The organism is Lysobacter sp. SCRH-1R (genome assembly GCF_057747855.1).
Genome location: NZ_CM173227.1, coordinates 4,014,578 through 4,039,004, shown reverse-complemented (window position 1 = coordinate 4,039,004; position 24,427 = coordinate 4,014,578). Strand labels below are relative to the sequence as shown.

The window sequence follows — 24,427 nt, the reverse complement described above, 5'->3', positions numbered from 1 at the left end:
CGCGGGCGCGATCAGGCGTTGCCGGCGGTCTCGGCGTCGGCCAGACCCGACTGCTGCTGCGCGGCGCGCTGGCGCAGGCCTTCGGCGTAGAGCGCGTCGAAGTTGATCGGCTGCAGGTAGAACGGCGGGAAGCCGCCGGCCTGGATCAGGTCGCTGATCAGCTGGCGGGTGTACGGGTACAGCACGTTCGGGCAGTGCGTGCCGAGCATCGCGTCCAGCGTCTGCGCGTCGAAGCCGACCAGGCCGAACACGCCGGCCTGCTTCACTTCCGCCACGTACAGGGTCTTGTCGCTGGCGGTGCAGGTCAGGGTGATGCCGAGGACCACCTCGAAGGCGTTCTCGTTCAGGCGCTGCACGCTCTGGTTGAGGTTCATCTGCAGCTGCGGCTGGGCCTGCTCGTTGAAGATCGCCGGGCCGCCCGGAACCTCGAAGGAGACGTCCTTGACGTAGATCTTCTCGACGGTGAACGCCGGGCCGGTGTTGTCGGCGGACGCGGCATTGCCGTTGACGTTTTCTTCGGACATCTCGTGACTCCAGGCAATTAAAAGTGCGGAAAGTGGTCGATTATGGCACGCGTCCACGGCGTGCCCGGCTGTTCAGACTGCGTGGGCGAGGGCGCCCCGACGAGCCCGAAGGCTGTCCCCAATGACCGGTGTTGGGGCGCGCGCGGCGTCGATCAACCCCTGCGCGGCGCGGCAAAGTCGCGCGATCAGGCGCGGCCCTTCACCAGCGGCAGGTCGGCCGACTGCCAGGCGCCAATGCCACCGTCCAGCCAGTACACCTGCTTGAAGCCGGCCTTCTTCAGGCGCTTGGCGGCATCCGCCGAGCCCTGTCCGTTGCGGCACACCACCACCACCGGCAGCTCCTTCGCGTTGGCGAGCAGCTTGTTTTCCGGATCGAACTGGCTGGGCTGCACCGACTTGCTGCCGGCGATGTGGCCCTTCTCGAAGTCGTTGCTGGCCGACAGGTCGATCACCAGCGCGTTCTCGCGGTTCATCAGCCCCGTCAGCTCGGCCGGGCGCAGCGCCTTGTAGCCGCGGAACAGGCGCGCGATCTCGGTGTAGAGGATCGCCAGGGTCAGGCCGGCGAGCGCGAGCGAGAGATAGAGGTGGCGCTCGGCGAAGGCCAGCAGGTCTTGGAAGGTCACGGCATCACGCGGCGGAAATCAGGGGGCGGGATTGTCGCAAAAAAGCCAGGAACGAGTGGGGAGGAGTGAGAAACGAGGGGACACCGTCGACCGCTGGGGCGCTTTCCGCTTCTCACTCGTTCCAGCCATCCGGCGTTACTCGCCGTCCCACAGGTCCGGCAGGCCGGTCACCAGCCACCAGTTCTTGGAGGTTTCGTCCCAGCGCCATTCCTCGCGGTAACGGACGGTGCGCTCGGCCTGGGTATGGCGGTTGACCACGCCGATCTCGACGTCCCGCAGCGCCACGCCGCCCTTCTTGTCGGCCGAGCTGTTGCGCTCGCGATAGGCGGTGATCTGCACCTGTTCGTAGCGCTTGAGTTCCAGGTCGGAGACCGGATGCTCCTCGCGGTAGCCCGGTTCGATCAGGCTCAGCGCGCCCTCGAAGTCGCCCCAGCGGATCGCCCCGGACCAGGCGTACTGGTTGGCCTGGAGCTTGTCCATCTTCCCGCGCGGCGCCGCGACGCCGGTGATGGCGAACAGCGCGGCCAGCAGGGCCGCGATCAGCGTTACGGTCAGGCGCATCGGGCGTTCCCCCTTCGAACTGACGGCCATCCTAGCCGGTCGGCGTGGCCGTGGCCCGCGGTTTGGCGATGGCGACATAGCGGGCGGTGAACTCCGTCGCGATTCCGCCGTCGGGCAGCTTCGCGCGGGCGACCAGGCCGATGCGGGCACGGCCGCGTTCGCGCAGGGTCGCGATGAAGCTCGGCCACGCGGCGTCGGGGGCGAGTTCGGCCTCCACGTCCAGGTCGGCGAACAGCGGCGCAAGGTAGCGGATCTGGCTGTCGGCGACGAAGACCTCCGCTTCCAGCCCGGCCTCCTCGACGTGCAGCGACACCAGCCCCCACGAGGCGAGCGTCATCATCGACGCGAGGCTGCCGCCGAACGCGCAGCCCTTGTCGTTGACGTGCGTGGACAGTGGCGCGTGCAGGCGCAGGCGGTGGCCGTCATAGCCGGCGACGACGACGTCCATCGCCGCGACGGGCGGCATCGACTGGTAATGCCGGTGCAGGCGGGCGAGGGCGTCGGAATGATCGAGGCCGGCGTCGCCGGCGGAGGTATGCGGATCGGAAGGCATGCGGATCGTGGGGGAATGACGAACGGTCGGCGCGGTCGGGCCGCTATGCTGGTGCGATGCCCGATTCCGCGACGCCCGGATGGTACGTGATCTCGCTGCGCGCGCGCGGCGAGCACGCGCCGCTGCGCGCCGCGGCTGCGAAGGCGGGTGCGGGACTGATCGCGATTTCGCCCTGGCGGTTGCACCTGCGCGACGACGCCGCCACGCGCGAACGCCTGCGCGAAGCGCTGGCCGCGCCGCGCGTGGTGTTCACCAGCCCCGTCGCGGTCCGCGCCGCGCGGCGCCTGCAACCGCTGCGCACGCTGGACGGGCAACGCTGGTTCGCCGTCGGCGCGGGCACCGCGATGGCGCTGCGGCGCGCCGGCGTGGCCGGAGTCGACGCGCCGCAGCGGATGGACAGCGAAGGCCTGCTGTCCCTGCCCGGGCTCGCGGAGCTTCACGGGCAGGACGTCGGCTTCGTCACCGCACCCGGCGGACGCGGCGTGCTGGTGCCGGCGCTGGAAGCGCGCGGCGCGCGCGTGATTCGGGCCGACGTGTACGAACGCGAGGCGGTCACGCTGTCGCCGCGCCCGCTCGCACGACTGGCGGAACTGGACGCACCGGCGAAACTCGCGCTGTCGAGCGCGCAAGCGCTCCAGCTCGTCATGGACGCGCTGCCCGAACCGCTGCGCGATCGCCTTCGCCGCACGCAGGCCATCGCCGCCAGCGAACGCCTCGCCGAGCTCGCCCGCGCGCAGGGTTTCACCGACATCGTCCTCGCACGCAGCGCGCGTCCGGCCGACCTGATCGAAGCCGCGGCGCGCCCGTCCACGAAGTGACGCACGTCGCCATCCGGTAGCATGGCGCCTTCCGTTCGCCGAGCCCGCCGTGTCCGCCACCCCCACCCCGACCGAGCCGCCCGCCCGCCGTTCCCATGGCTGGATCGCGTGGCTGCTCGTCGTCGTGTTCGCCGTCGCGGCGGGTGCATGGGGCTGGAAGGAATGGCAGGCGCGCAGCGCGCTCGACCGCGAACAGCAGGCCGACGCCGGCCAGCGCCTGGACGCGCTGGAAGGCCGCATCGACGCGATCCGTCGCGACCAGCGCTCGCAGCTGCAACGCCTGCAACAGGCCGATGCGACCAACCGCGTATTGCGCGATGAAGTGCTCGGCATCGGCCAGCGTTCCTCGCTCATCGAGGACACCGTTTCGAAACTCGCCGATCCCGATCGCCATGGCGAGCAGGCGCTGCGCCTGGACGAAACCGAACTGCTGCTCAACATGGCGCAGCAGCGGTTGCTGATCGCCGGCGACCTGGAAGGCGCGCGTCGCGCCTACGTGCTGGCCGGCAACGTGCTCGACGGCATCGACGATCCTGCCTACCTCAGCCTGCGCCAGACCCTGCAGCAGGAACGCGCCGCGCTCGACGCGCTAGCGGCCGAGCCGCGCGTGCGCGCGATGGCCGAACTGGATGCGTTCGCCCGGACGATCAGCACCGCGCCCGTCGAAGCGCGGACGAACATGCCCGTCGATGCGCCGTGGTGGCGGCGTGCGTTCGCCACCCTGATCGACGTGCAGCCGAGCGACCGCACCGTCGCCGTGCAGCCGGCCGATCGCATCGCGGCGGCGGCGGGATTGCAGCTGGAGATCTCGCTCGCGCGTGCCGCAGCCGAACGCCGCGACGAAGCCGGCTTCCGCACCGCACTGCAGCGCGCCGACGGATGGATGACGCGCCTGTGGCCGCCGTCGCCGACGCTCGACAGGCAGCGCGCGCAGCTGCACGCGATCGGCGCGCGCGAGCTTTCACTCGCGCTTCCGACGCTGGGCAGCACACTGCAGCAGTTGCGCCAGTTGCGCGCCGCGGGCTGAGCCGTCGCCGGCACGCGCCGGCACGAGACGAACACGTCGACGACCCCACGCAAGGAGCCGCCCATGAACCTGTTCCGCAACGTGCTGTTCTGGATCGTGCTGGCGCTGGTCGGCGCGCTGGTCGCGCAGCTGCTGGTGCTCGATCCGGGCTACGTGCTCGTGCGCTACGGCGGCAACGACTACACCACCAATGTCCCGAAGGCGATCGCGCTGCTGGTGGTCGCGCTGGCGGTGCTGTGGGTGCTGTGGAAGCTGGTGACGCTGCCGTTCGTGGCGATGCGCCGGCACCGCCGCCGGCAGTCGCGCGCGCGCCTGATCGACGGCTTCGACGCGGTGCACCGCGGCGAATGGAGCCGCGCGGAGAAGCTGCTCGAACAGGCATCGCAGGAGCGCGATGCGCTCGCCGTCGGCCGCATCCATGCCGCGCGCGCGGCGTGGGCGCGCGGCGACGAAGCCGCGGCGCGCGCGCATCTGGCCGCGATCGGCACCGATCACCCCGTCTCACGCGCGGTCGCCGAAGCCGAGTTGGCGATGTCGCAGGGGCGTGCGGGCGACGCGCTGTCGATCCTCGATGCGCCGTCCGCGACGCCCCTGCCGCCGCGCGGGCTGGTGTTGCGCGGCGAGGCGCTGGCGGCGCTCGGCCGCAGCGGCGAAGCGTACGGAACGCTCGGCGCGTTGCGCCAGCAGCAGGCGTTGTCGAACGAACGCCTGTCCGCGCTGGAAGCGCAATGGGCCGCGGCCTCGCTGCGCGAAGCGGCCGACGCGAACGTGCTCGCCGATCGGTGGGAAGCGCTGCCGAAACCGCTTCGCACCGATCCCGCCACCGTCGCCGCCTATGCCGAACGCGCCGCCGCGATGCGCTGGGACGAAGCGGCCACGCGCAGCGTCGAGCAGGCGCTCGATACGAACTGGGACGAATCGCTGGTCGCGCTGTACGGCCGCCTGTCGGTGAATCGCTACGACCAGTGCCGCGCCACGGCAGAGCGCTGGTTGCAGGCGCATCCGGCGAGCCCGGCGCTGCTGCTCACGCTCGCGCGGCTGGCGCGCGCCCAGGGTCAATGGCCGCAAGCCGAGCAGTACCTGCATCGCGCGCTGGCACAGGGCGCCAACAGCGAAGCGTGGGAAGAACTCGGCGACGGTTTCGCGACGGCCGGCGAGGAAAAGCTCGCGCGCCACTGCTACGCCAACGCGCTGCGCGCCGCGCGCGGCGAAGCGACGGAACCGCTGCCGGGCCGCGACATGCGGCAGACGATCTTCGACCAGGCGGTGGTGGAAGAGCGCGATGCGCACGGGATGCCGCGTCTGCGCGAGTAGTGCGTGCTGTCGCGGTGATTTCGACGAATCGCCCTCGATGGCTCAGCGCTCACCGCCGCACATCCTGTGCGGCGCCCGGATGGGCTGTTCGACAGCAACCGCAAGCGCTTTTGTAGCCCGGGTAAGCGAAGCGCACCCGGGGCGCACGTCAGAAGCAACAGCGAAATGGGGTCCAGCTTTCGCTGGACGTGATGTGGTGTGCCGGCAGGAGTGCCCGCACGCTGCGGGCCTGGGTCCCGGCCTTCGCCGGAATGACGACGTTCTTGGGACGGCGACCTTCCCGCGATGACGATGCCGCTCCTGTAGCCCGGGTGCGCGAAGCGCACCCGGGTTGCCGCGCCGAGTCCACAAGGACGTGCGCATGTCGGTGCTGCGGCGCGCTGCGGCGCGTTCATCACCGCCGCAATGGAGTTGCACGCAGGCGCGGTGCGCTTCGCTTGCCTCGGCCTACAAAAGCAGCGGGACGACGGCCCTCACCGCGTCCGATAGAACGCCGGCAACGTGGCCAGGAACTCCGCGCCCGCGCCGCGGAAGCGCGTGTAGTTCTCGCCGATGCGCGTCACCACCAGCAGGCGCGAGCCGATGATGCCGACGATCACGCTCGCCAGCAGCACCGCGGTGCCGCCGAACAGCACGTGGAACCGTTCGCGCTGCGCACCCATCACGATCAACCCGATCGCAAGCGCCACGCCGGCGAACGCCAGGGCCAGGCTCGCGCGGCGGCGCTGGACGTGCCGCGCGCACAGGCCGATCGTCACCGGCGTCCGGCGTCGCACGAACAGCGCGATCACCAGGTACAGCAGCAACCCGGCGAACACCGCCAGGTACAGCGCCGGGTGATGCCAGTAGAAACGCGCATGCCGCATCGGCAGTTCCGCAGGCGCGTTGCACTTGATGCAGCGGCCGGGCAGCGTGCAGCCGGGCCGGACGACCAGTTCCTTGCCGTCGCGCCAGCAATCGCCGCCGACTTCAGCGGACAGCGCATCGCGCAGCCGCGTCGTGGGCGGCTGGTACGGATTCAACGTCGACATCGGTTTTCCCCCTGGACCGCAATGCCAGCGGATACGCCCGCCGGGAGCGTTCGCGGGCCGTATCGCCACCGGTGTCCCCACACCGGCTGGCCCGCGCGTCGATCCTAGGGCGAGCGCGAACTGCGTTCCACTTTCAGGGGCGCCGTTCGTCGGAGCGCGACGAACGGACCGGGCGTCAACGCTCCAGGATCGCCACCACGCCCATGCCGCCGGCGGTGCAGATCGACACCAGGCAGCGGCCGCCGCCGCGCTGCTTCAGTTCCTTCGCGGCCGTGGCGACGATGCGAGCGCCGGTCGCGGCGAACGGATGACCGGCCGCCAGCGAGGACCCGTTCGGGTTGATCTTCGCCACGTCGATCCGACCCATCGGCGCGTCCAGGCCGAGGCGGCCCTTGCAGTAGTCCTCGCTCTCCCACGCGCGCAGCGTGCACAGCACCTGTGCGGCGAAGGCCTCGTGGATCTCGTAGAAGTCGAAGTCCTGCAGGGTCAGGCCGTTGCGCTTGAGCATCTCCGGCACGGCGATGGTCGGCGCCATCAGCAGGCCCTCGCCGTGCACGAAATCCACCGCCGCGACCTGCGCGTCGCGCAGGTAGCACAGCGGTTCCAGGCCGTGCGAACGCGCCCATTCGTCCGAGGACAGCAGGCACGCCGCCGCGCCGTCGGTCAGCGGCGTGGAATTGCCCGCCGTCAGCGTGCCGCGGCCGGAGGTCTTGTCGAAGGCCGGCTTCAGCGAGGCGAGCTTCTCCAGCGTGCTGTCGGCGCGCAGGATGTTGTCGCGCGCCACGCCGCGGAAGCTCACGACCAGGTCGTTGAAGAAGCCGCGCTCGTAGGCGGCGGCGAGCTTGAGGTGCGAGGACAGCGCCCATTCGTCCTGCGAATCGCGCGAGATGTTCCACTGCTTGGCCATGTCCTCGCAGTGTTCGCCCATCGACTTGCCGGTGCGCGGCTCGGCCACGCCCGGGAACTCGGGCTTGAGTTCGCGCAGGTGGAAGCCCTTGAACGCGGCCAGCTTGTCGCGCGGCGTCTTGGCACGCGAGGCCTCGAGCAGGCGGTGGCGCAGCTTGCGTCCGTAGACGATCGGCACGTCGGACGTCGTGTCCGAGCCGCCGCCCACGCCCACGTCGATCTGGCCGGCGGCGATCTTGTTGCCGATGGTGATGATCGAATCCAGCGAGGTGCCGCACGCGCGCTGCAGCGTGATGCCCGGCGTCAGCGGCGACAGGCCCGACGACAGCGCGGCTTCGCGGCCCAGGTTCCAGTCGCTGGAATGCTTGATCACCGCGCCCATCGCGACTTCGCCCAGCTGCTGGCCGTGCAAGCCGAACTTCTCGACCAGCGCGCCGAGCGTGCGCACGGACATGCCGAGGTTCCCCACGTCCGAATAGGCCGTGTTCTGGCGGCAGAACGGGATTCGGACGCCACCGAGCACGGCAACGGGACGGGCAGGACGCATCGCTACACCTCGCAGGACACACGGACCGGGGTCACGGGGGAGTCGCCAAAGCCTTTACGGCCGGGCGGGCATAATGGCCCGAAGTGTAGCGCCGCCTCCCCGGCGCGACCACACGCCACCGTATCCTCGATACAGGAAGCCATGACTCCAGCACAGATCGCCATGCCCACCCCGCCCGTCACCCTGCACGTGCTCGGGGCACTCGCCCTGGAGCTGCGCGGCGATGCCCCCGTCGCCCGCCAGGCGCTGGCGCAGGGCGAAGTGGGCGCGCTGGCAGAGCTGATCGCGTCCGACCTGGCCGGGTTCGTCCCCGAAGCCGCATCGCTGGACCTGATCACCGTCGGCGCGCATTACGACCCGGTGGAACTGCTGCGACCGGGCTGGCCGCTGCATCGCGAACTCGACCAGCTCGCCGCCCGCGCCCCGCGCGCCGGCATCGCGCCGGGCACGGGCCGGATCATCGCCTTCGGCGCGCACGACACCCAGCTGCCCGGCGCGCTGACGCCGTCGGCCGACCACGTCGGCGGGCCGTTCCGGCTGGTGCCGTTCGTGCTCGGCGGCAGCGAGGAAGCGGCGGCACGCGTGGGCGAGGCGTTCGAACGCGAGCTGCTGGAGCGCGGCATGGCAGGCGCGGCGACCGCGCTGGCGGCGCAGCAGGCGTTCGGCCTGCAGGTCGAACACGCGCGCTATCTCACCGTGCACGACCTCGCCGCGATGATGGCGATGCAGTACGACCACGCGGGCCTGTCGCCGCTGTGGCCGCTGCTGGAAACCGCGCTGCTGGAACCGGAAGGCGAGCACTGGCTCGATGCCCCGCCGGAACCGCTGGTGCACTACGCCGACGGCGAGGCGCGCATCGCGATGTTCGAACCGCGCGCCTGGAAAACCCGCTACGCGACCGAAGCGCCCTGCGACACGCCCGAATGCCGCGCGCGCCTGGAGCAGCAGCACCGCCATTTCCAGGCCCGCCAGCGGCAGATCGCCGCGGTGCTGGGCGCGCACGGGATTCCGGTGAATTTCGTGCACTGCACGGACGAGGGGCGCGCCGCGCTGGCCTGACGTCGGCGCCGCCTTAGTAGCCCGGGTAAGCGAAGCGCACCCGGGAACGCGGCACCTCTCCGGCCCCGGGTGCGCTTCGCTTACCCGGGCTACGAGAGCGGCTAACCGAGCAACGACCGCACGATGCCCACCGCCGCCTCGCGACCTTCGTACGCGGCGGTGACCACCAGATCCGCCCCGCGCACCCCATCGCCGCCCGCGAACACGCGCGGATTCGTCGTCTGGAACGGCAGCGCCGCCACGTCGCTGGACGCACGCCGCGACCCGCACCCCGAAGCCGGCTGCGTCACCCGGATGCGCCCGCTCTTCTCCAGCTCGATGCCGTGCGCCGACAGCCACTGCGGCGGATCGGGCTGGAAGCCGAACGCGATGATCACCACGTCGGCCGCGAGCACCGATTCGCTGCCGGGCACGAGTTCCGCATTGCGGCGCCCCAGCGCGTCGGGTTCGCCCAGGCGCGTTTCGGCGACGCGCACGCCGGTGACCTCGCCGTCTTCGCCCAGCAGCGCAAGCGGCTGGCGGTTGAAGAGGAACTGCACGCCTTCCTCGCGCGCGTTGGCGACTTCGCGCGCCGAGCCGGGCATGTTCGCCTCGTCGCGACGGTACGCGCAGGTCACGCGCGCCGCGCCCAGTCGCACCGCGCTGCGTACGCAATCCATGCCGGTATCGCCGCCGCCGAGCACCACCACACGCTTGCCGTGCAGGTCGGGCAGGGCGACGCGATCTTCCCAGCCGGCGATCGGCTTGCCCTGCGCTTCGTCGTCGCCATGCACCAGGCGCCCGTTGTGCACCAGGAACGGCAGCGCCGGCAGCACGCCCTTCAGGTCCTGTCCGGGCAGGCCGCCGTCGGTGTAGCGATAGCTGCCCAGCCCGAGGAACACGGCGTCGAACTCCGCGAGCAGGTCGTCGAGCCCCACGTCGCGGCCGATCTCCACGCCGAGGCGGAACTGCACGCCCATGCCTTCGAGCACCTCGCGCCGCGTCTGCAGCACCGACTTCTCCAGCTTGAAACTGGGAATGCCGAAGTGGAGCAGGCCGCCGATCTGTTCATAGCGGTCGAACACGACTGCTTCGATGCCCGCACGTGCGAGGCGGTCCGCGCACGACAGGCCGGCCGGGCCGGCGCCGATCACCGCCACGCGCTTGCCGGTGGCGGCGACCTTCGACAGGTCCGGGCGCCAGCCGTCGGCGAGCGCGCGATCGCTGATGTACTTCTCGACCGCGCCGATGGTGACCGCGCCGAAGCCGTCGTTGAGCGTGCAGCTGCCTTCGCACAGGCGGTCCTGCGGGCATACGCGGCCGCAGATTTCCGGCAGCGGATTGGTCTCGTGCGCGAGCGCGGCGGCTTCGAAGATGCGGCCTTCGCGCGCGAGTTCCAGCCAGTTCGGAATGTAGTTGTGCAGCGGGCATTTCCAGCTGCAGTACGGGTTGCCGCAGTCCAGGCAACGGCTGGCCTGGTGCCTGGCCTCGGCTTCGCCGAAACGGCCGTACAGTTCGCCCCAGTCGCCACTGCGGCGCAGTTCCAGCGGGATGCGCGACGGCATCTGTCGGGGCGTCTCGCGGAAGGCGAATACGGGCTTCTTGCTGTCCATCTTGCTCACATCGCACTCCGCATGCTGTTGAACCCCTCCCCCTGCCCGCAGGGGGAGGTTGGGAGGGGGTTCGAGGCGCGCCAGCGCCGAGGTTGCGCTGTCGCGCCGAACGAAGCCGCGCTGTGCACGGCAGCCCTCCCCAACCCCGCAGCTATCGGGCATCGCCCGATGGCGTTCGTCGCGACGCGCGCCATGGCGCGCAAACGTCGCTCCTCACCCCTGCAAGCAGGGGAGGGAGCAGCGCAGCAGGAAGAGACCATCACGCCGCTCTCCGCAGGTTTTCGGCCAGCGATTCCAGGCTCGCCGCCTTCGGCTTGACCAGCCAGAACTTGCCGAGGAAGTCGCGCATCTCGTCGAGGATCTTCCGCGCCCACACGCTGCCGGTGAGCTGCACGTGCGCTTCCAGCAGTTCGCGCAGGTGCGAGCGGTGGTTCTCGAACCCGTCCGAGGCGATGCGCAGGATGTCGATGAGTTCGTGGTTGTAGCGATCGACGAAATCGCGCTCGGTGTCGAGCACGTACGCCATGCCGCCGGTGAAGCCCGCGCCGAAGTTCAGGCCCGTGCGGCCGAGCACCGCGACCACGCCGCCGGTCATGTATTCGCAGCAGTGATCGCCCGCGCCTTCCACCACCGCCGTCGCGCCGGAATTGCGCACGCCGAAGCGCTCGCCCGCGCGGCCGGCCGCGTAGAGTTCGCCGCCCGTGGCGCCGTACAGGCAGGTGTTGCCGATGATCGGCGTCTCGTGCGCGGTGTAGCGCGCGCCCATCGGCGGACGGATCACGATGCGTCCGCCCGCCATGCCCTTGCCGACGTAATCGTTCGCTTCGCCATGCAGTTCGAACTGCAGACCACCGGCGTTGAACGCGCCGAAGCTCTGGCCGGCGGTGCCGTCGAAGCGCAGCGAGATGGGCGCATCCACCATGCCGCGATCGCCATGCAGCCGCGCGATGCGGCCCGACAGGCGCGCGCCGATGCTGCGATCGGTGTTGCGGATCGTGTACGCGTACGCGCCGCCTCGCTTGCTCGCGATGGGCTCGGCCAGGTCGACATCGAGCTGCGCCGCCAGGCCCGTCGCATCGGCCGACGGCTGCGGCACGCCGCAATGGCCGCCGTGCGCGAGACCGCTGCCGGCGAGCAGCGGCGCGAGGTCGAGCTTGTGCTGCCGCTCGCCGTCGCCTTCGAGCTGCTTCAGAAGATCGGTGCGGCCGACCAGCTCGCCTAGCGTGCGCACGCCCAGTTGCGCGAGCCAGAAGCGCACTTCCTCGGCGAGCAGGCGGAAGAAGTTCTCCACGCGCTCGGGCAGGCCGGCGAAATGCTCGCGACGCAGCGCGTCGTCCTGCGTCGCCACGCCCGTCGCGCAGTTGTTGAGATGGCAGATGCGCAGGTACTTGCAACCGAGCGCGATCATCGGCGCGGTGCCGAAGCCAAAACTTTCCGCGCCCAGCAGCGCGGCCTTCACCACGTCCAGGCCGCTCTTCAGGCCGCCGTCGGTCTGCAGGATCACGCGGTCGCGCAGGTCGTTCGACACCAGCGCCTGGCGTGCTTCGGACAAACCGAGTTCCCACGGCGTGCCGGCGTAGCGGATCGACGAGATCGGACTCGCGCCCGTACCGCCGTCGTGGCCGGAGATGGTGATCAGGTCCGCACCGGCCTTCGCGACGCCGGTGGCGATCGTGCCCACGCCCGCATGCGACACGAGCTTCACCGACACCAGCGCCTGCGGGTTGACCTGCTTGAGGTCGAAGATCAGCTGCGCGAGATCTTCGATGGAATAGATGTCGTGATGCGGCGGCGGCGAGATCAGGCCGATGCCCGGCATCGCGTAACGCAGGCGCGCGATCAGCTCGTTGACCTTGTGGCCCGGCAGCTGGCCGCCTTCGCCGGGCTTGGCACCCTGCGCGACCTTGATCTGCAGCACTTCGGCATTGACCAGGTATTCCGGCGTCACGCCGAAACGGCCCGACGCGATCTGCTTGATCTTCGACACCTTGTCGGTGCCGTAACGCGCCGGATCCTCGCCGCCTTCGCCGGAATTGCTGCGCCCGCCCAGGCGGTTCATCGCGATCGCCAACGCTTCGTGCGCCTCGGGCGACAGCGCGCCGAGGCTCATCGCGGCCGAATCGAAGCGGCGCACGATGGCCGAAACGGGTTCGACGTCTTCCAGCGGGATGCCCTTAGCATCAGACGTATCGACGTCGAGCAGGTCGCGCAGCGCGGCGGTGGGGCGTTCGTTCACCGCGGCGGCGTAACGCTGCCAGTCGTTCCAGTCGCCGGTGGATACGGCGCGCTGCAGGTTCATCACCACGTCGGGATTGAACAGGTGGTATTCGCCGCCCGGCGTGTACTTGAGCAGCCCGCCGATGTTCGGCAGCGCGTTCGCGTTCCATGCGTGTTCGGCGAGCGTGGCCGCGTCCTCGTGCAGTTCGGCGAAGCCGGCGCCGCCGATGCGCGAGGGCGTGCCGGCGAAGCACAGGTCCACCACTTCGCGATCCAGGCCGACGATCTCGAACAACCGAGCGCCGCGATAGCTGCCGATGGTGCTGATGCCCATCTTCGAGATGATCTTCAGCAGGCCCTTCTTGATGCCGCGCCGGTAACTGCGGCCGATTTCCGCGACCTGCCCGTGCTTGGTCTTGAGGATGCCGCGCACGCCGAGATCGTGCAGCGTCTGGTACGCGAGGTACGGATATACCGCCGTGGCACCGACGCCGATCAGGCAGGCGAAGTGATGCGGGTCGCGCGCGGTGCCGGTTTCGACGATGAGGTTGGATTCGCAACGAAGCCCCGCGCGCACCAGATGCTGGTGCACCGCGCCGGTCGCGAGCAGCGCGTGCACCATGAGCCGGTCTTCGACCGGATAGCGGTCGCTCAGCACCAGCAGCACCTTGCCTTCGCGCGTGGCGGTTTCGGCCTCGGCGCAGATGCGTTCGAGCGCGGCCTTCAGGCCTTCTTCCGGCGCGTAATGCAGGTGGATCAGCGCGTGCGCGTTCTCGTACTGCTCCATCGCCAGCATCTGCCGCAGCTTGCGCTGCGAGAGCACGGGCGAATTGAGATGGATGTGGTCGACGTTGCCGGGGCCGTCGACGAACACGTTGCCCTCGCGACCGAGCTGCGTCGCCAGCGACATCACGCAGTCCTCGCGCAGCGGGTCGATCGGCGGGTTGGTCACCTGCGCGAACGCCTGCCGGAACTGGTCGTACAGCGGGCGTACCTGCTGGCTCAGCACGGCCATCGGCACGTCGTCGCCCATCGAGCCGACCGCTTCCTGCTCGGTTTCGGCGAGCGGACGCAGCACCTGCTCGCGCTCCTCGCGCGTGAGCTGGAACAGCTTCTGGAAGCGCGTCAGCGTCTCGCTGTCGAAGGGCTCGGCCGCGAGCGCGGGATCGATCAGCTCCGTCTGCAGGTAAGTGACGCCCTGCTTGAGCCAGCGCTTGTACGGGGCGCGCGCGCGGTTGATGCGGTCGATCGCCTCGCTGTCGAGCACTTCGCCCAGGTAAAGATCCACCGCGATCATCTCGCCGGGCCCGAGCTTGCCCTTGGCTTCGATCTCCTCCGCCGGGCGCTCCCACACGCCGGCTTCTGACGCGATGAGGAAGTGGCGATCGCGCGTGCGCATCCAGCGCGCCGGGCGCAGGCCGTTGCGATCGAGCGTGCACGCGGCGTAGCGGCCATCGACGGTGACGATGCCGGCCGGGCCGTCCCACGGCTCGGTGTTGAGCGCGTAGTACTCGTAGAACGCGGCGAGGTCGGCGTCCTTGTATTCCAGCGATTGCGTCGCCGGCGGGATCAGGATGCGCATCGCCTTGAGCAGGTCCATGCCGCCGGCCTGCAGCAGCTCGAGCATGTTGTCGAGCGATTGCGAATCCGAGCCGTCCATCGTGATGACCGGATCGAACTCGGTCAGTTCCAGCGTCGGCGTGCGCCACACGTGCGCGCGCGCCTGCGCCCAGGCACGGTTGCCGGAAATGGTGTTGATCTCGCCGTTGTGCGCGAGCAGGCGGAACGGCTGCGCGAGCGGCCAGCGCGGCGTGGTGTTGGTCGAAAAGCGCTGGTGGAACACGACGACGCTGGCGGCCAGGTCGCTGCGTTGCAGATCCGGATACAGCTGCGAAAGCCGGTTGGGCAGCACCATGCCCTTGTAGCCGATGCTCGCCGTGGACAGGCTGACGACGTAGAAGTCAGGAAGCTCGCGCAGGCGCTGCTCGGCGCGACGACGCGCGAGGAACAGCGAACGCTGGAAGCTCGCGGCATCGAAGGCGCCGGCGGGCTTCACGAAGATCTGCTCGATGCGCGGCATCGTGCGCCTGGCGAGTTCGCCGCACGCGGCCAGATCGACCGGCACGACGCGCCAGCCGGCGACGTCGACGCGTTCGCGCTGCAGCTGCGCGGCGAACTCGTCCTTCGCGCGCGCCGCTTCGGTTTCATCGTGCGGAAGGAACACCAGGCCGGACGCGTAATGCGCGCCGAGCGCGATGCCCGATTCGCGCGCGAGCGCGCGCAGGAACGCGTCCGGCTGGCGGATCAGCAGGCCGCAGCCGTCGCCGCTGAGTCCGTCGGCCGCGATGCCGCCGCGATGCGTCATGCGCACCAGTGCCTCGATCGCGCGGTCGACGATGGCCCGGCTGGGCGCGTCGTCGAGCTGCGCGATCAGGCCGAAGCCGCACGCATCGCGCTCGTCGCGCGGGTCGTAGAGGCCGACGGGATCGGGACGGACCTGTTGCTGCATCGTCGCTCCATCGCGGATTTCACCGCTGGGTTGCTGTGCGAAACACGACAACGAACCTGGCAAACGCACTCTCGAGCCCAGGTTTGCGGCGACGACGAAGGCGGTCCGCTCGCGCGGTCCGGCCTGCCTCACCACCCTGGTTCAACCGAATAAATCACACTTTGTGCGCTGCGGCAATTTGTCTTCCGCGCCACCGAAGAAATCGCGCGTGCAGGCCTTCAAGTGCCTGATCGCAGTGAGAAAAGTGCGCGACATGCGGAGGCGTTTGGTAACGGGTGAAACCATTCGCGCGAGCGGTGCGCGTGATGCTCTGGTAATCCGGGCAAGGCCGGAGGGCGCACCCGGGGAACCGCGCCGCATGGCTTACGGACGCACATCCCGGGTGCGCTTCGCTTACCCGGGCTACAAGAGCTGCGGGCAGTGGGAGGAGAAACCGAAGCGCTAAACTTCCCGCCTTCCCAGAATCCTCCCGGCCCCCGTGACCGATACCGCTCCCGCCACGGGTGCGCGCCGCCGTGCCGCGCTCGTCTTCATCTTCATCACGATCCTGATCGACGTGCTGTCGTTCGGCCTGATCATTCCGGTGCTGCCGCACCTGATCGAACAGTTCACCGGCGGCGACACCGCGCACGCGGCGTACTGGGTGGCCGCGTTCGGCTTCCTGTTCGCGGGCATCCAGTTCGTGACCTCGCCGATCCAGGGCGCGCTGTCGGACCGTTTCGGACGGCGGCCGGTGATCCTGCTTTCGTGCCTGGGCCTCGGCCTGGATTTCGTGTTCATGGCGCTGGCGCCGTCGCTGATGTGGCTGCTGGTGGGCCGCATCATCTCGGGCATCACGTCGGCGAGCTTCACCACGGCGAACGCGTACGTGGCCGACGTCACGCCGCCGGAGAAGCGCGCCAGGAGCTACGGCCTGCTCGGCGCCGCGTTCGGCGTGGGCTTCATCGTGGGGCCGCTGATCGGCGGTGCGCTGGGCGAGATCGACCTGCGCCTGCCGTTCTGGTTCGCTGCCGTGCTGGCGCTGCTCAACTTCGCGTACGGCCTGTTCGTGCTGCCCGAATCGCTGCCGAAGGAGCGTCGCAGCGCGCGTTTCGACTGGGCGCACACGATTCCGGGCGCGTCGCTCGGACTGCTCAGGCGCTACCCGCAGGTGTTCGGGCTGGCGGCGGTGGTGTTCATCGCCAACCTCGCGCATTACGTGTACCCGAGCGTGTTCGTGCTGTTCGCCGACTACCAGTACCAGTGGGGTCCGCGCGAGGTGAGCTACGTGCTGGCGATCGTCGGCGTGCTCAACGTGATCGTGCAGGCGGGGCTGGTCGGCAAGGCGGTGCATGCGCTGGGCGAACGGCGCGCGCTGATGCTGGGCCTGGGCTGCGGCGCGATCGGTTTCGGCATCTACGGTTTCGCCGAGGTGGGCTGGATGTTCCTCGTCGGCCTGCCGGTCTCGGCGGTGTGGGGCCTGGCCGCGCCGTCGACGCAGGCGCTGATCACGCGCCAGGTCGGGCCGGAAGTGCAGGGCCGCATCCAGGGCGCGCTGATGAGCCTGGTGAGCCTGGCGGGCATCATCGGCCCGGTCGTGTTCGCGGGCAGCTTCGGCTACTTCATCGACGATCGCGCGCCGGTGCACCTGCCGGGCGCGCCGTTCCTGATCGCGGGGCTGCTGCTGGCGATCGCCGTGGGCATCGCGTGGCGGTATGCGCGGGCGCCGGCGGAGGCGCCTGCTGCGAGTGCGGTCGAGCCGGGCTGAGCGCCTTTGTAGCCCGGGTAAGCGAAGCGCACCCGGGTGCCATGGCGAGTTCCACAAGCACACGTGCACGTTGATGGTGCAGCGCGCTGCGGCGGGTTCATCGCTACCGCAACTGGGTTGCACCGGGGCGCGGTGCGCTGCGCTTACCCGGGCTACCGGAGCGCCGTTAACGCCGCATTGCCGCCGACTTCACCGGCGATCGCGCACCGCGACGCCAGACTCGGGGTTCCCGTCAGGAACGAGGACTCCCGCCATGCCCAAGTGCGATACCTGCGGCAACGACTACGACAAGGCGTTCACCGTCACCATGCCGCACGGCAGCGGCACGTTCGATTCGTTCGAATGCGCGATCCACAAGCTCGCGCCCACGTGCGAGCACTGCGGCTGCCGCATCATCGGCCACGGCGCGGAACACGACGGGAAGTTCTACTGCTGCGCCAGTTGCGCGAAGCACTCCGGCATCACCGGCATCGACGACCGGATCTGACCGGCGCGTCGTATCGGCGCGATCAGTCTTCCAGCGCCGTCAGCCGGTCGCCGGGGAATGGCAGCAGCGCCCAGAACGCCACATCGACGTGCGCCCATTCGAAGGCCGCTTCGTTGAGGATCTCCAGCAGCGTGTCGAAATCCTCGCCGTTCGCATCGCGCCAGTCGGCGACGATCGCGAGCAGCCAGATGGAATGGGAGCGGCGCATGTCGTATCGCTATCGGGAGTGCTGGCGCGCGGCTGCGTTGTCCGGAATCAGCCGCAGCGCAGGCCGGTGATCGCGCCGCGGTCGTTGACGTCGATGTTCACGCGATCCTCGCGGAAGTCCATCGTCGCCGGCTGGCCCGGACGCAGCACGCGCGCGTCGCGGCTGCCGGTGCCCTGCAGGATGCGGTTGACGACGTCGTCGTTGACCGCCGAGCCGATCGCCCAGCGTGCGCCTTCGGCGTTGCACTTGCCGCTCGGAACGCTCGGCCCGCCCGCGACCGGCGGCGCGGAAGCGCAGCCCGCGAGCGAAGCGGCGGCAGCGATGGCGGCAATGCACAGGATGCGGCGGGTCATGGCGTTTCTCCTTGTCGTGGACGGGCGGGGCCGCGTATGCGGCGCACCGTGCGCCCGGGGGCGTGTTCAGGGTGTAAAGGATAGCGGGGGATGTGACGCTTGCTGCGCTTCCTCTCCCCTGCGAATGCGGGGAAGGGCCGGGAAGGTGAAGTGTCCGCCGTCAGCGCCGGACGAGAGCAAAGCACGGTGCCCGCATGCGTCGTGCGCATCGATGCATCGCACGCCCCACCCTGCCCGGCCCGAACGCACAGCGTTCGGGCGTTCGAAGGCGCGCGAACCGGCGATTCCTGGGCGGCGCCTTCCCACCCCAACCCCTCTCCGGTGGGAGAGGGGCTAGAACTCCGCCTCCAGAATCGAATACCCCGCATCCACCATTCCCAGCGCCGTGTAGGTCTTCTGCGCGTTCGTGTTCTCGCGCTCCACGTACAACCGCAGCCCGACCACGCCGGGCGTTTCCCGCGCGAGCGTCTCGACATGCCGGTAAAGCGCGGTGAACACCCCTTGCCGGCGGAACTCCGGTGGCACGTAGACGCTCTGGATCCACCACCAGTCGCCGTTGCGCCAGTCGCTCCATTCGCGCGTGAGCATCAGCGTGCCGGCGGGCGCGGCGATGGTCTCGCGCCCGGCAACGGTGGATTCGTGCATCGCGATGAAGTACCGCGCCTTGCCCGCATCGGCGATGCCCGCCTCCATGCCGGCGCGCACGGTGGCCTCGTCGAGCTGCTTGTGCTCGGTTTCCAGTGCCATCGCGAGGGCCCAACGCGCGAGCAGGTCGCGGTCGTTCGCGTGGGCGGGGCGGATGCGGAGGGTCATGTTCAAGGGACGAGGCGGGAGGAACGAGAACCTGGTGGAGTGCAAGCAACCGGTCCGCGCAACACCGGGTTCTGGTGCCTGCGCGCTTGTTCCGTCATTTCGTGACCGTGATGATTCCGCACGCCACGCGCCCGCCCGCATTGCCGGTCGGCTGGGTGCGGTAATCGTCGGCCGCGGCGTGCACGATCACCGCCTTGCCGGCGACATCGTTGGCCGCGCCGCCGCCGAGGGTCACGCCCTGCGCGTGCGCGTTGACCTGCGCGACGCCTTCGGCGCTGGCGACCAGGTTGTCCATGTCGCCGCCGTGGTGCGCGCCGCTGCCGACCTTGCCGTGCGGCTGCGCGGACGGGTTGAAGTGACCGCCGGCGCTGCTCGCGTCGGCCGCGCTGCAGTCGCCCTTCTCGTGGATGTGGATCGCGTGCGTGCTGCCCGGCGAAAGTCCGCCGACCTCGCCCGTCAGGTGCACGCCGTCGCCCATCGGCACGACGGTCAGCTTGCCGCTCACCAGGCTGCCCGAGGCCGACGCGAGGTTCACCGTGGCGGACTTCGCGGTCGACTGCGCCGTCGATTGCGCGGCCGGTGCCGCCGGCGTGGACGACGGGGCAGGTGCCGCGCCGGTGTCGATCGGCGTCGAACTGCACGCCGACAAGGCGACGACGGACGCGGCGAGCAGGGCGGTGGCGAGGGTGGTCTTCATCGGCTTCTCCTTGCGAAACGGACAACGGTATCGGGTGGTGCTTCGCCGGTCCGCGGATGCGGCCGGGAACGGCGGAAGCGGAACGCGGCCCCGCAGGCTAGCGGCGATGCGGTGGCCCGGCGGTGAACGCCGCCGTCACGAAGGCCGCCGCCGCCCCGGCCCGAGCTTGCGCGTGAGCGTGTTGCGGCCCAGGCCCAGGCGCGCCGCCGCTTCGGTGCGCCGGCCGCCGGTGTGTTCCAGCGCGGCATCGAACAACGCGCGTTCGAACCGCTCGCGCGCCTGCGCGTGGATGTCGTCGCGGCCGAGTTCCAGCTGCGCCCGCGCCCACGCGGCGAGGCGGCGATCCCAGTCATCATCGCCCGCGCCGTGGACATCGTCCTTGCCGGGCGTGGCCGCAAGCGCTTCGTCCAGGTCTTCGCGCGCGATGGCGTCGCCCGGCGCGAGCGCGGCCAGCCGCCAGCACAGGTTCTCCAGCTGACGCACGTTGCCGGGCCAGTCGTAGGCGACCAGGCGTTCCAGCGCGGTCGGCGAAAACCGCTTGGCCGGCGCGTCGAACCGCGCCGCCGCCGCACGCAGGAAACGTTCGGCCAGGCGCGGCACGTCCTCGCGGCGTTCGCGCAACGCGGGCAGGCGCAGGCGCACGACGTCGAGGCGATGCAGCAGGTCGGCGCGGAAACGCCCCGCATCGACCAGCGCTTCCAGGTCCTGGTGCGTCGCGGCGATCACGCGCACGTCCACCCGGATCAGCTCGCGCCCGCCCACGCGGAAGAACTCGCCCTCGGCCAGCACGCGCAGCAGGCGCGTCTGCAACGGCAGCGGCATGTCGCCGATCTCGTCGAGGAACAGCGTGCCGCCATGCGCCTGCTCGAAGCGGCCGATGTGGCGACGCTGCGCGCCGGTGAACGCGCCGGCCTCGTGGCCGAACAGCTCGCTTTCCAGCAGTTCGGCCGGAATCGCCGCCGTGTTGAGCGCGACGAACGGCGCCTGCGCGCGCGGCGATTCGCGATGCAGCGCGCGTGCGACCAGCTCCTTGCCGGTGCCGGTTTCGCCGGTGATCAGCACCGACAGCGGCGCCTGCGCGAGGCGGCCGATCGCGCGGAACAAGGTGCGCATCGCCGGCGTTTCGCCGATGAGCGCGTCGTCGCTGGTCGCCGCCGTTTCGCGCGGCGGCGCGGCCGGCGCTTCGCGCGTGGCGAGCGTGCGTGCGGCCAGCTCGACGGCTTCGTCCAGGTCGAACGGTTTGGAAAGGAACTCGTGCGCGCCGCCACGAAACGCCCCCGCCGTGCTGGCGACGTCGGTGTAGGCGCTCATCACGATGACCGGCAGCTTCGGCGCCTGCGCCTTGAGTTTGTCGAGCAGCACCAGGCCGTCGTCGCCAGGCATGCGCACGTCGGTGAACAGCAGGTCCGGCGCGCCGCGTTCGGCGAGCGCATCGAGCGCGTCGCGCGCGTTCTCGAAGCCGTCGACGCGATAGCCGGCCTCGCGCAGCGCCGTGGCCAGCACGAAACGCACGCTGCGGTCGTCGTCGACCACCCAGATGCGGGCGTCGTTCGCGTCGTGCGGCTTCATTCGGGCAACCTCATTCGGGCGATTCCTCGACGTGCATCGGCAGCAGCAGGGTGAACACGGTGTGGCCCGGGCGCGAGCGGTACGCGAGCGAACCGCGATGCTCGCGCGCGACCTGCTGCGCGAGCGCGAGCCCGAGCCCGCTGCCTTCCGCGCGGCCGGACACGAGCGGCAGGAACAGGCGTTCGCTGAGTTCTTCCGGTACGCCACGTCCGTCGTCGACGATCTCCAGCCGCAGCGCGATCGGATGCACCGCATCGGCGATGCGCACCGCGTGTTCGGCGCGCGTGCGCAGCGTGACGTTCGCCGCGCCGGCCTCGATCGCGTTGCGCACCAGGTTCCAGACCGATTGCATGAGGCGGTCGGAATCGCCGGCGAACTCGGGCAGGCTCGGGTCGTAATCGCGCACCAGCCGCACGGCCCAGCCCGCCTCGCTTTCGGCCAGGCGCAGCACGCGTTCGAGCACCGCGTGGATGTTGAGCGGCGCGTGCGGACGCGGCGGCGCGGGCGTGAGCAGGCGATTGACCAGCGCGGTGAGGCGTTCGACTTCCGAGCCGATCATCGCCACCAGTTCACGCGAATCGCCGTGGTTCTCGCCGTCGAGCCGACGCGCGAGCAGCTGCGCGGCACCCTTCAGCCCGGCAAGCGGGTTGCGCAGTTCGTGCGCGAGTCCCTTCAGCGACGCGGACAGCGCCGACGGCAGCAGCAGCGCCGGATCGTCGCCGGGGAATTCATCGACCGGATGCGCCTCCAGCAGCCAGCCGCCGTCGTCGCGCCGGCTCAGCCACACGTCGGCGAAGCACTCCTCGCCATCGGCGTAACGCAGGCGGCTGCGGCGCAGGCGCAGCGGGGCGTCGGTCGCGTCGAGCCGGCCCATCGCGTCGGCAAGACGCCCTTCGCCACCATCGAGCCCCGCCAGCGGCCAGCCCATCAGGCGGCGCGCGCCGACCCCGAGCCAGCGCGAGAACGCCGCGTTGCAGCCGACGATCGCGCCTTCCTCGTCGCTCCACGCGACCGGCGTGGTCAGGACGTCGAGCTCGGGGCGGGCGGTCTCTGGCGAGGGCGGGACGGGCATTGCACCATGTTAGTGCAGGCGCGCCCGGCGAATGCGCCTCTACGGGGTGGATTCGTCCGGCGCGGGTGCGGTCACCTTGTCCACCTCGCCGACGTTGACGGTGCCGGCGCCGATCCGCTTCATCAGCGCGCGCAGGTCGAGTTCCTCCTGCGCCCAGTAGGCATCCGGGCGCATGCGCTGGTCGGCGTAGAACGTGGTGCCGTCCGAACGGGCCGGACCCGGACGCGTGCCGCCGCCGCCCGCCCAGAACTCGGGCCGGCCGAGGCTCACCGTGAGGGGCGAGGTCAGTTGGCCGGTGCGACTGCCGGTCTGGTTGCGCGCGAACCGGCGCAGCTCGCGGTTGGTGCGTTCGCGTGCGGCCTCGTCGCCGTAGCGCTCGTAGAAGCGCGGGCCCTGTTCCAGCACCTGTGCGCGCTGCTCCACCGTGAGCGCGGACCAGATGCGTTCGCGCATGCCGACGAGGTCGGGGTTGTCGCTGCCATCGGCCGCCAGGTCGGCCCAGATGTAGGCCTGCACGGGATCGCGATCCACGCCCTCGCCGTTCCAGTACATCATCGTGAGCAGGTGCCGGGAGAGCTTGTCGCCATAGGACGCGGCGCGCTCGAACTGCTGCCGCGCCTCTTCCATGCGGCCGTTGTCGTAGGCCCACAGGCCGTGCCAGCGCGCAAGTTCGTTGGGATGGCCCTGCGCCTGCTGCAGCGCGACCTGATAGGTCTCCAGCGTGATCGCGCGCTCCTGCGCCCACGCGGGCGCGGCGATACAGCCCACGACCAAGCAAACGCCCGTCAGAAGCGGATGCATCGACTGCCCTCCATTGGTGATCGATCGCGTCGCCGCGAGCATACCCCCGGTTGCGTAGCCCGGGTAAGCGGAGCGCACCGCGCCTCCGTGCAACTCGGTTGCGGTAGTGATGAACGCGCCGCAGCGCGCTGCACCCTAGACGCGCGCGCGTTCCTGGGGACTCGCCACGGCAACCCGGGTGCGCTTCGACGTCGACGCGCATCATCCCGGGTGCGGCCTTCGGCCTTGCCCGGGCTGCAAAGGCCGGCAATCCGAAGCGCTCCCGGCAAGCGCATCACCGGTACAGCAGGATCAGATGCGCCACCCGCCAGAACAGCACCAGGTACACGGCGACGAGCAGCGTGTGCCATCGGCGCGGCAGGCGCGCCTTCGACAGCCGGTGCATGCCGTCGGCGAGGTTCAGCAGCACCAGCGCCGCGCCGATCGCCGCGACGAGATAACCGGTCGAGCGGAAGGCGAGGGGGCCGATCTCGCGCGGGTCGTGCCGGGTCGCCTCCAGCCCCGCGGCCAGGACCAGCGTGGCGACGACCAGGTTGCGCGCGTGCTCGAAGATCAGCCGCGACACGCCACGTTCGAACAGCACGTGCCGCAGCACGCGCAGCCGGTTCGCCCCTCGCGCCATGCCGCCGGTCCCGCGCGTCAGAACGCGAAGCCGTAGCCGATGGCCGGACCCTTGACCACCAGGTCCGTGGAGACGTCGCGCGCCTGCGCGTCCACGTCGAGATAGCGGTAGCCGAAGTACCACGCGCCCGACTTCATCCGGTAGTTCGCGATGAGGCTCGCGTTCCACGTGCCCTCGGTCTCGCCCCACGATCCGTCGCCGCGCAGCGTCAACCCCCAGCGTTCCGCGAACGACCAGGTGTAGCGCGCGCCGAGCATGAAATCGCTGAAGGACTCGTCCAGGTCCACGCGCATCTGCGGCACGCCGAGCGGGCCGGTCGGCGTGATGGTGCTGGCGATGTCGAGGTCGAGATAGCGCAGCCCCGCGAACACCTCGCCGCCCGTGAAGCGCTGCCCGCCGGGGCTCCACACCGCGGCGGCCTCGAACAGGCGCGTGTCGAGGTCGGATTCGGCCTGGAAGAGCCGGCGCGAGGAATCCTGCGACAGGCCGAGGTAGGTGAAGTCGGCGAACGCGCCGAAGTGCTCGCCCTGACCTTCGGCGTGCATCTGGAACGCGCCGTCGAGCTTGTCCACCACATCGCCGAAGCTCAGCCGGCGGGTGATCGCCGCCGACGCCGGGGGCGGTGTCTCCAGGTCCGTGCTGATGTCGACCGCCCACACGTAGGGCGCCACGATCCAGTTCCAGCGATCCTGCGCGCCCGCGGTGCCCGACCAGGCGAGCAGGCCCAGCGGCAGGACGAATGCACAACGCGTCATCGGCCTCATGGCGTTTCCTCCC

General features: G+C 70.3%; 23 protein-coding genes. 6 read left to right on the top strand and 17 right to left on the bottom strand.

The window, feature by feature from the left end:
• Positions 1–11: 11 nt before the first annotated feature.
• The 4 genes from secB to AC3ANK_RS18395 form a co-directional block, all read right to left on the bottom strand.
• Positions 12–524, bottom strand: coding sequence for a protein-export chaperone SecB (gene secB, locus AC3ANK_RS18410; protein ID WP_206861983.1), 513 nt, complete (start codon positions 522–524; stop codon positions 12–14).
• Between the two features lie 185 nt (positions 525–709).
• Complete coding sequence (locus tag AC3ANK_RS18405) at positions 710–1,147, bottom strand: rhodanese-like domain-containing protein (protein WP_206861984.1); 438 nt, start codon at positions 1,145–1,147, stop codon at positions 710–712.
• A gap of 135 nt (positions 1,148–1,282) precedes the next feature.
• Positions 1,283–1,708, bottom strand: a complete 426-nt coding sequence (locus AC3ANK_RS18400; protein ID WP_206861985.1) for a hypothetical protein — start codon at positions 1,706–1,708, stop codon at positions 1,283–1,285.
• Positions 1,709–1,739: 31 nt separating this feature from the next.
• A complete protein-coding gene (locus AC3ANK_RS18395; protein WP_206861986.1) occupies positions 1,740–2,261 on the bottom strand; it encodes a YiiD C-terminal domain-containing protein in 522 nt (173 codons plus the stop codon).
• Positions 2,262–2,317: 56 nt separating this feature from the next.
• On the opposite strand from AC3ANK_RS18395, the gene AC3ANK_RS18390 reads away from it, so the two are divergent.
• The 3 genes from AC3ANK_RS18390 to AC3ANK_RS18380 all read left to right on the top strand — a co-directional run bounded on the left by AC3ANK_RS18390 (position 2,318) and on the right by AC3ANK_RS18380 (position 5,420).
• Positions 2,318–3,079: a uroporphyrinogen-III synthase gene (locus tag AC3ANK_RS18390; RefSeq protein WP_484171689.1), complete on the top strand. Its 762-nt coding sequence runs from the start codon at positions 2,318–2,320 to the stop codon at positions 3,077–3,079.
• A gap of 49 nt (positions 3,080–3,128) precedes the next feature.
• Complete coding sequence (locus tag AC3ANK_RS18385; RefSeq protein WP_484171688.1) at positions 3,129–4,106, top strand: uroporphyrinogen-III C-methyltransferase; 978 nt, start codon at positions 3,129–3,131, stop codon at positions 4,104–4,106.
• A gap of 63 nt (positions 4,107–4,169) precedes the next feature.
• A complete protein-coding gene (locus tag AC3ANK_RS18380; RefSeq protein ID WP_484171687.1) occupies positions 4,170–5,420 on the top strand; it encodes a heme biosynthesis HemY N-terminal domain-containing protein in 1,251 nt (416 codons plus the stop codon).
• A 473-nt stretch (positions 5,421–5,893) separates the two neighbouring features.
• Here AC3ANK_RS18380 and AC3ANK_RS18375 read toward each other — a convergent pair whose 3' ends face one another.
• Both AC3ANK_RS18375 and AC3ANK_RS18370 read right to left on the bottom strand, forming a co-directional pair.
• Positions 5,894–6,451 carry a hypothetical protein gene (locus AC3ANK_RS18375; protein WP_484171686.1) on the bottom strand — a complete coding sequence of 186 codons (558 nt, stop codon included), beginning with the start codon at positions 6,449–6,451 and terminating at the stop codon, positions 5,894–5,896.
• 175 nt (positions 6,452–6,626) lie between these two features.
• The gene (locus tag AC3ANK_RS18370; RefSeq protein WP_206861990.1) at positions 6,627–7,904 is read right to left on the bottom strand and encodes an acetyl-CoA C-acetyltransferase; all 1,278 of its coding nucleotides are present in this window, start codon (positions 7,902–7,904) and stop codon (positions 6,627–6,629) included.
• Between the two features lie 162 nt (positions 7,905–8,066).
• Between AC3ANK_RS18370 and AC3ANK_RS18365 the strand changes: the two genes are divergently transcribed.
• On the top strand, positions 8,067–8,963 hold the full coding sequence (locus AC3ANK_RS18365) for a hypothetical protein (RefSeq protein WP_206861991.1): 897 nt from the start codon (positions 8,067–8,069) through the stop codon (positions 8,961–8,963).
• 101 nt (positions 8,964–9,064) lie between these two features.
• Here AC3ANK_RS18365 and AC3ANK_RS18360 read toward each other — a convergent pair whose 3' ends face one another.
• Both AC3ANK_RS18360 and gltB read right to left on the bottom strand, forming a co-directional pair.
• Positions 9,065–10,555: an FAD-dependent oxidoreductase gene (locus tag AC3ANK_RS18360; protein ID WP_484172901.1), complete on the bottom strand. Its 1,491-nt coding sequence runs from the start codon at positions 10,553–10,555 to the stop codon at positions 9,065–9,067.
• A 259-nt stretch (positions 10,556–10,814) separates the two neighbouring features.
• Positions 10,815–15,281 (bottom strand): glutamate synthase large subunit, encoded by a 4,467-nt coding sequence (gene gltB, locus AC3ANK_RS18355; RefSeq protein ID WP_484171685.1) that lies wholly within the window; start codon positions 15,279–15,281, stop codon positions 10,815–10,817.
• A gap of 478 nt (positions 15,282–15,759) precedes the next feature.
• Between gltB and AC3ANK_RS18350 the strand changes: the two genes are divergently transcribed.
• Both AC3ANK_RS18350 and AC3ANK_RS18345 read left to right on the top strand, forming a co-directional pair.
• Positions 15,760–17,028, top strand: coding sequence for a TCR/Tet family MFS transporter (locus tag AC3ANK_RS18350; RefSeq protein WP_484171684.1), 1,269 nt, complete (start codon positions 15,760–15,762; stop codon positions 17,026–17,028).
• Between the two features lie 253 nt (positions 17,029–17,281).
• Positions 17,282–17,515: a hypothetical protein gene (locus tag AC3ANK_RS18345; RefSeq protein ID WP_206861993.1), complete on the top strand. Its 234-nt coding sequence runs from the start codon at positions 17,282–17,284 to the stop codon at positions 17,513–17,515.
• Between the two features lie 22 nt (positions 17,516–17,537).
• Here the strand turns inward: AC3ANK_RS18345 and AC3ANK_RS18340 are convergent, their stop codons facing one another.
• The 9 genes from AC3ANK_RS18340 to AC3ANK_RS18300 form a co-directional block, all read right to left on the bottom strand.
• Complete coding sequence (locus AC3ANK_RS18340) at positions 17,538–17,723, bottom strand: hypothetical protein (protein WP_484171683.1); 186 nt, start codon at positions 17,721–17,723, stop codon at positions 17,538–17,540.
• 47 nt (positions 17,724–17,770) lie between these two features.
• Positions 17,771–18,076, bottom strand: coding sequence for an I78 family peptidase inhibitor (locus tag AC3ANK_RS18335; protein ID WP_206861996.1), 306 nt, complete (start codon positions 18,074–18,076; stop codon positions 17,771–17,773).
• A gap of 333 nt (positions 18,077–18,409) precedes the next feature.
• Complete coding sequence (locus AC3ANK_RS18330; RefSeq protein WP_206861997.1) at positions 18,410–18,889, bottom strand: GNAT family N-acetyltransferase; 480 nt, start codon at positions 18,887–18,889, stop codon at positions 18,410–18,412.
• A 94-nt stretch (positions 18,890–18,983) separates the two neighbouring features.
• Positions 18,984–19,586, bottom strand: coding sequence for a superoxide dismutase family protein (locus tag AC3ANK_RS18325; protein WP_484171682.1), 603 nt, complete (start codon positions 19,584–19,586; stop codon positions 18,984–18,986).
• A 135-nt stretch (positions 19,587–19,721) separates the two neighbouring features.
• Complete coding sequence (gene ntrC / locus AC3ANK_RS18320; RefSeq protein WP_484171681.1) at positions 19,722–21,155, bottom strand: nitrogen regulation protein NR(I); 1,434 nt, start codon at positions 21,153–21,155, stop codon at positions 19,722–19,724.
• 10 nt (positions 21,156–21,165) lie between these two features.
• Positions 21,166–22,227: a two-component system sensor histidine kinase NtrB gene (locus AC3ANK_RS18315; RefSeq protein WP_484171680.1), complete on the bottom strand. Its 1,062-nt coding sequence runs from the start codon at positions 22,225–22,227 to the stop codon at positions 21,166–21,168.
• Between the two features lie 39 nt (positions 22,228–22,266).
• On the bottom strand, positions 22,267–23,028 hold the full coding sequence (locus AC3ANK_RS18310; protein WP_484171679.1) for a hypothetical protein: 762 nt from the start codon (positions 23,026–23,028) through the stop codon (positions 22,267–22,269).
• Between the two features lie 274 nt (positions 23,029–23,302).
• Positions 23,303–23,650, bottom strand: a complete 348-nt coding sequence (locus AC3ANK_RS18305) for a hypothetical protein (protein ID WP_206862002.1) — start codon at positions 23,648–23,650, stop codon at positions 23,303–23,305.
• A gap of 17 nt (positions 23,651–23,667) precedes the next feature.
• A complete protein-coding gene (locus AC3ANK_RS18300) occupies positions 23,668–24,414 on the bottom strand; it encodes a hypothetical protein (protein ID WP_484171678.1) in 747 nt (248 codons plus the stop codon).
• Between the last annotated feature and the right edge of the window lie 13 nt (positions 24,415–24,427).

Coding starts and splice junctions, on each gene's coding strand:
- AC3ANK_RS18300 (WP_484171678.1), bottom strand. CDS start 24,414: ATGAGGCCGATGACGCGTTGTGCATTCGTCCTGCCGCTGGGCCTGCTC.
- AC3ANK_RS18375 (WP_484171686.1), bottom strand. CDS start 6,451: ATGTCGACGTTGAATCCGTACCAGCCGCCCACGACGCGGCTGCGCGAT.
- AC3ANK_RS18395 (WP_206861986.1), bottom strand. CDS start 2,261: ATGCCTTCCGATCCGCATACCTCCGCCGGCGACGCCGGCCTCGATCAT.
- AC3ANK_RS18305 (WP_206862002.1), bottom strand. CDS start 23,650: ATGGCGCGAGGGGCGAACCGGCTGCGCGTGCTGCGGCACGTGCTGTTC.
- secB (WP_206861983.1), bottom strand. CDS start 524: ATGTCCGAAGAAAACGTCAACGGCAATGCCGCGTCCGCCGACAACACC.
- AC3ANK_RS18365 (WP_206861991.1), top strand. CDS start 8,067: ATGCCCACCCCGCCCGTCACCCTGCACGTGCTCGGGGCACTCGCCCTG.
- AC3ANK_RS18380 (WP_484171687.1), top strand. CDS start 4,170: ATGAACCTGTTCCGCAACGTGCTGTTCTGGATCGTGCTGGCGCTGGTC.
- AC3ANK_RS18335 (WP_206861996.1), bottom strand. CDS start 18,076: ATGACCCGCCGCATCCTGTGCATTGCCGCCATCGCTGCCGCCGCTTCG.
- ntrC (WP_484171681.1), bottom strand. CDS start 21,155: ATGAAGCCGCACGACGCGAACGACGCCCGCATCTGGGTGGTCGACGAC.
- AC3ANK_RS18325 (WP_484171682.1), bottom strand. CDS start 19,586: ATGAAGACCACCCTCGCCACCGCCCTGCTCGCCGCGTCCGTCGTCGCC.
- AC3ANK_RS18360 (WP_484172901.1), bottom strand. CDS start 10,555: ATGGACAGCAAGAAGCCCGTATTCGCCTTCCGCGAGACGCCCCGACAG.
- gltB (WP_484171685.1), bottom strand. CDS start 15,281: ATGCAGCAACAGGTCCGTCCCGATCCCGTCGGCCTCTACGACCCGCGC.
- AC3ANK_RS18400 (WP_206861985.1), bottom strand. CDS start 1,708: ATGCGCCTGACCGTAACGCTGATCGCGGCCCTGCTGGCCGCGCTGTTC.
- AC3ANK_RS18370 (WP_206861990.1), bottom strand. CDS start 7,904: ATGCGTCCTGCCCGTCCCGTTGCCGTGCTCGGTGGCGTCCGAATCCCG.
- AC3ANK_RS18310 (WP_484171679.1), bottom strand. CDS start 23,028: ATGCATCCGCTTCTGACGGGCGTTTGCTTGGTCGTGGGCTGTATCGCC.
- AC3ANK_RS18340 (WP_484171683.1), bottom strand. CDS start 17,723: ATGCGCCGCTCCCATTCCATCTGGCTGCTCGCGATCGTCGCCGACTGG.
- AC3ANK_RS18390 (WP_484171689.1), top strand. CDS start 2,318: ATGCCCGATTCCGCGACGCCCGGATGGTACGTGATCTCGCTGCGCGCG.
- AC3ANK_RS18330 (WP_206861997.1), bottom strand. CDS start 18,889: ATGACCCTCCGCATCCGCCCCGCCCACGCGAACGACCGCGACCTGCTC.
- AC3ANK_RS18315 (WP_484171680.1), bottom strand. CDS start 22,227: ATGCCCGTCCCGCCCTCGCCAGAGACCGCCCGCCCCGAGCTCGACGTC.
- AC3ANK_RS18345 (WP_206861993.1), top strand. CDS start 17,282: ATGCCCAAGTGCGATACCTGCGGCAACGACTACGACAAGGCGTTCACC.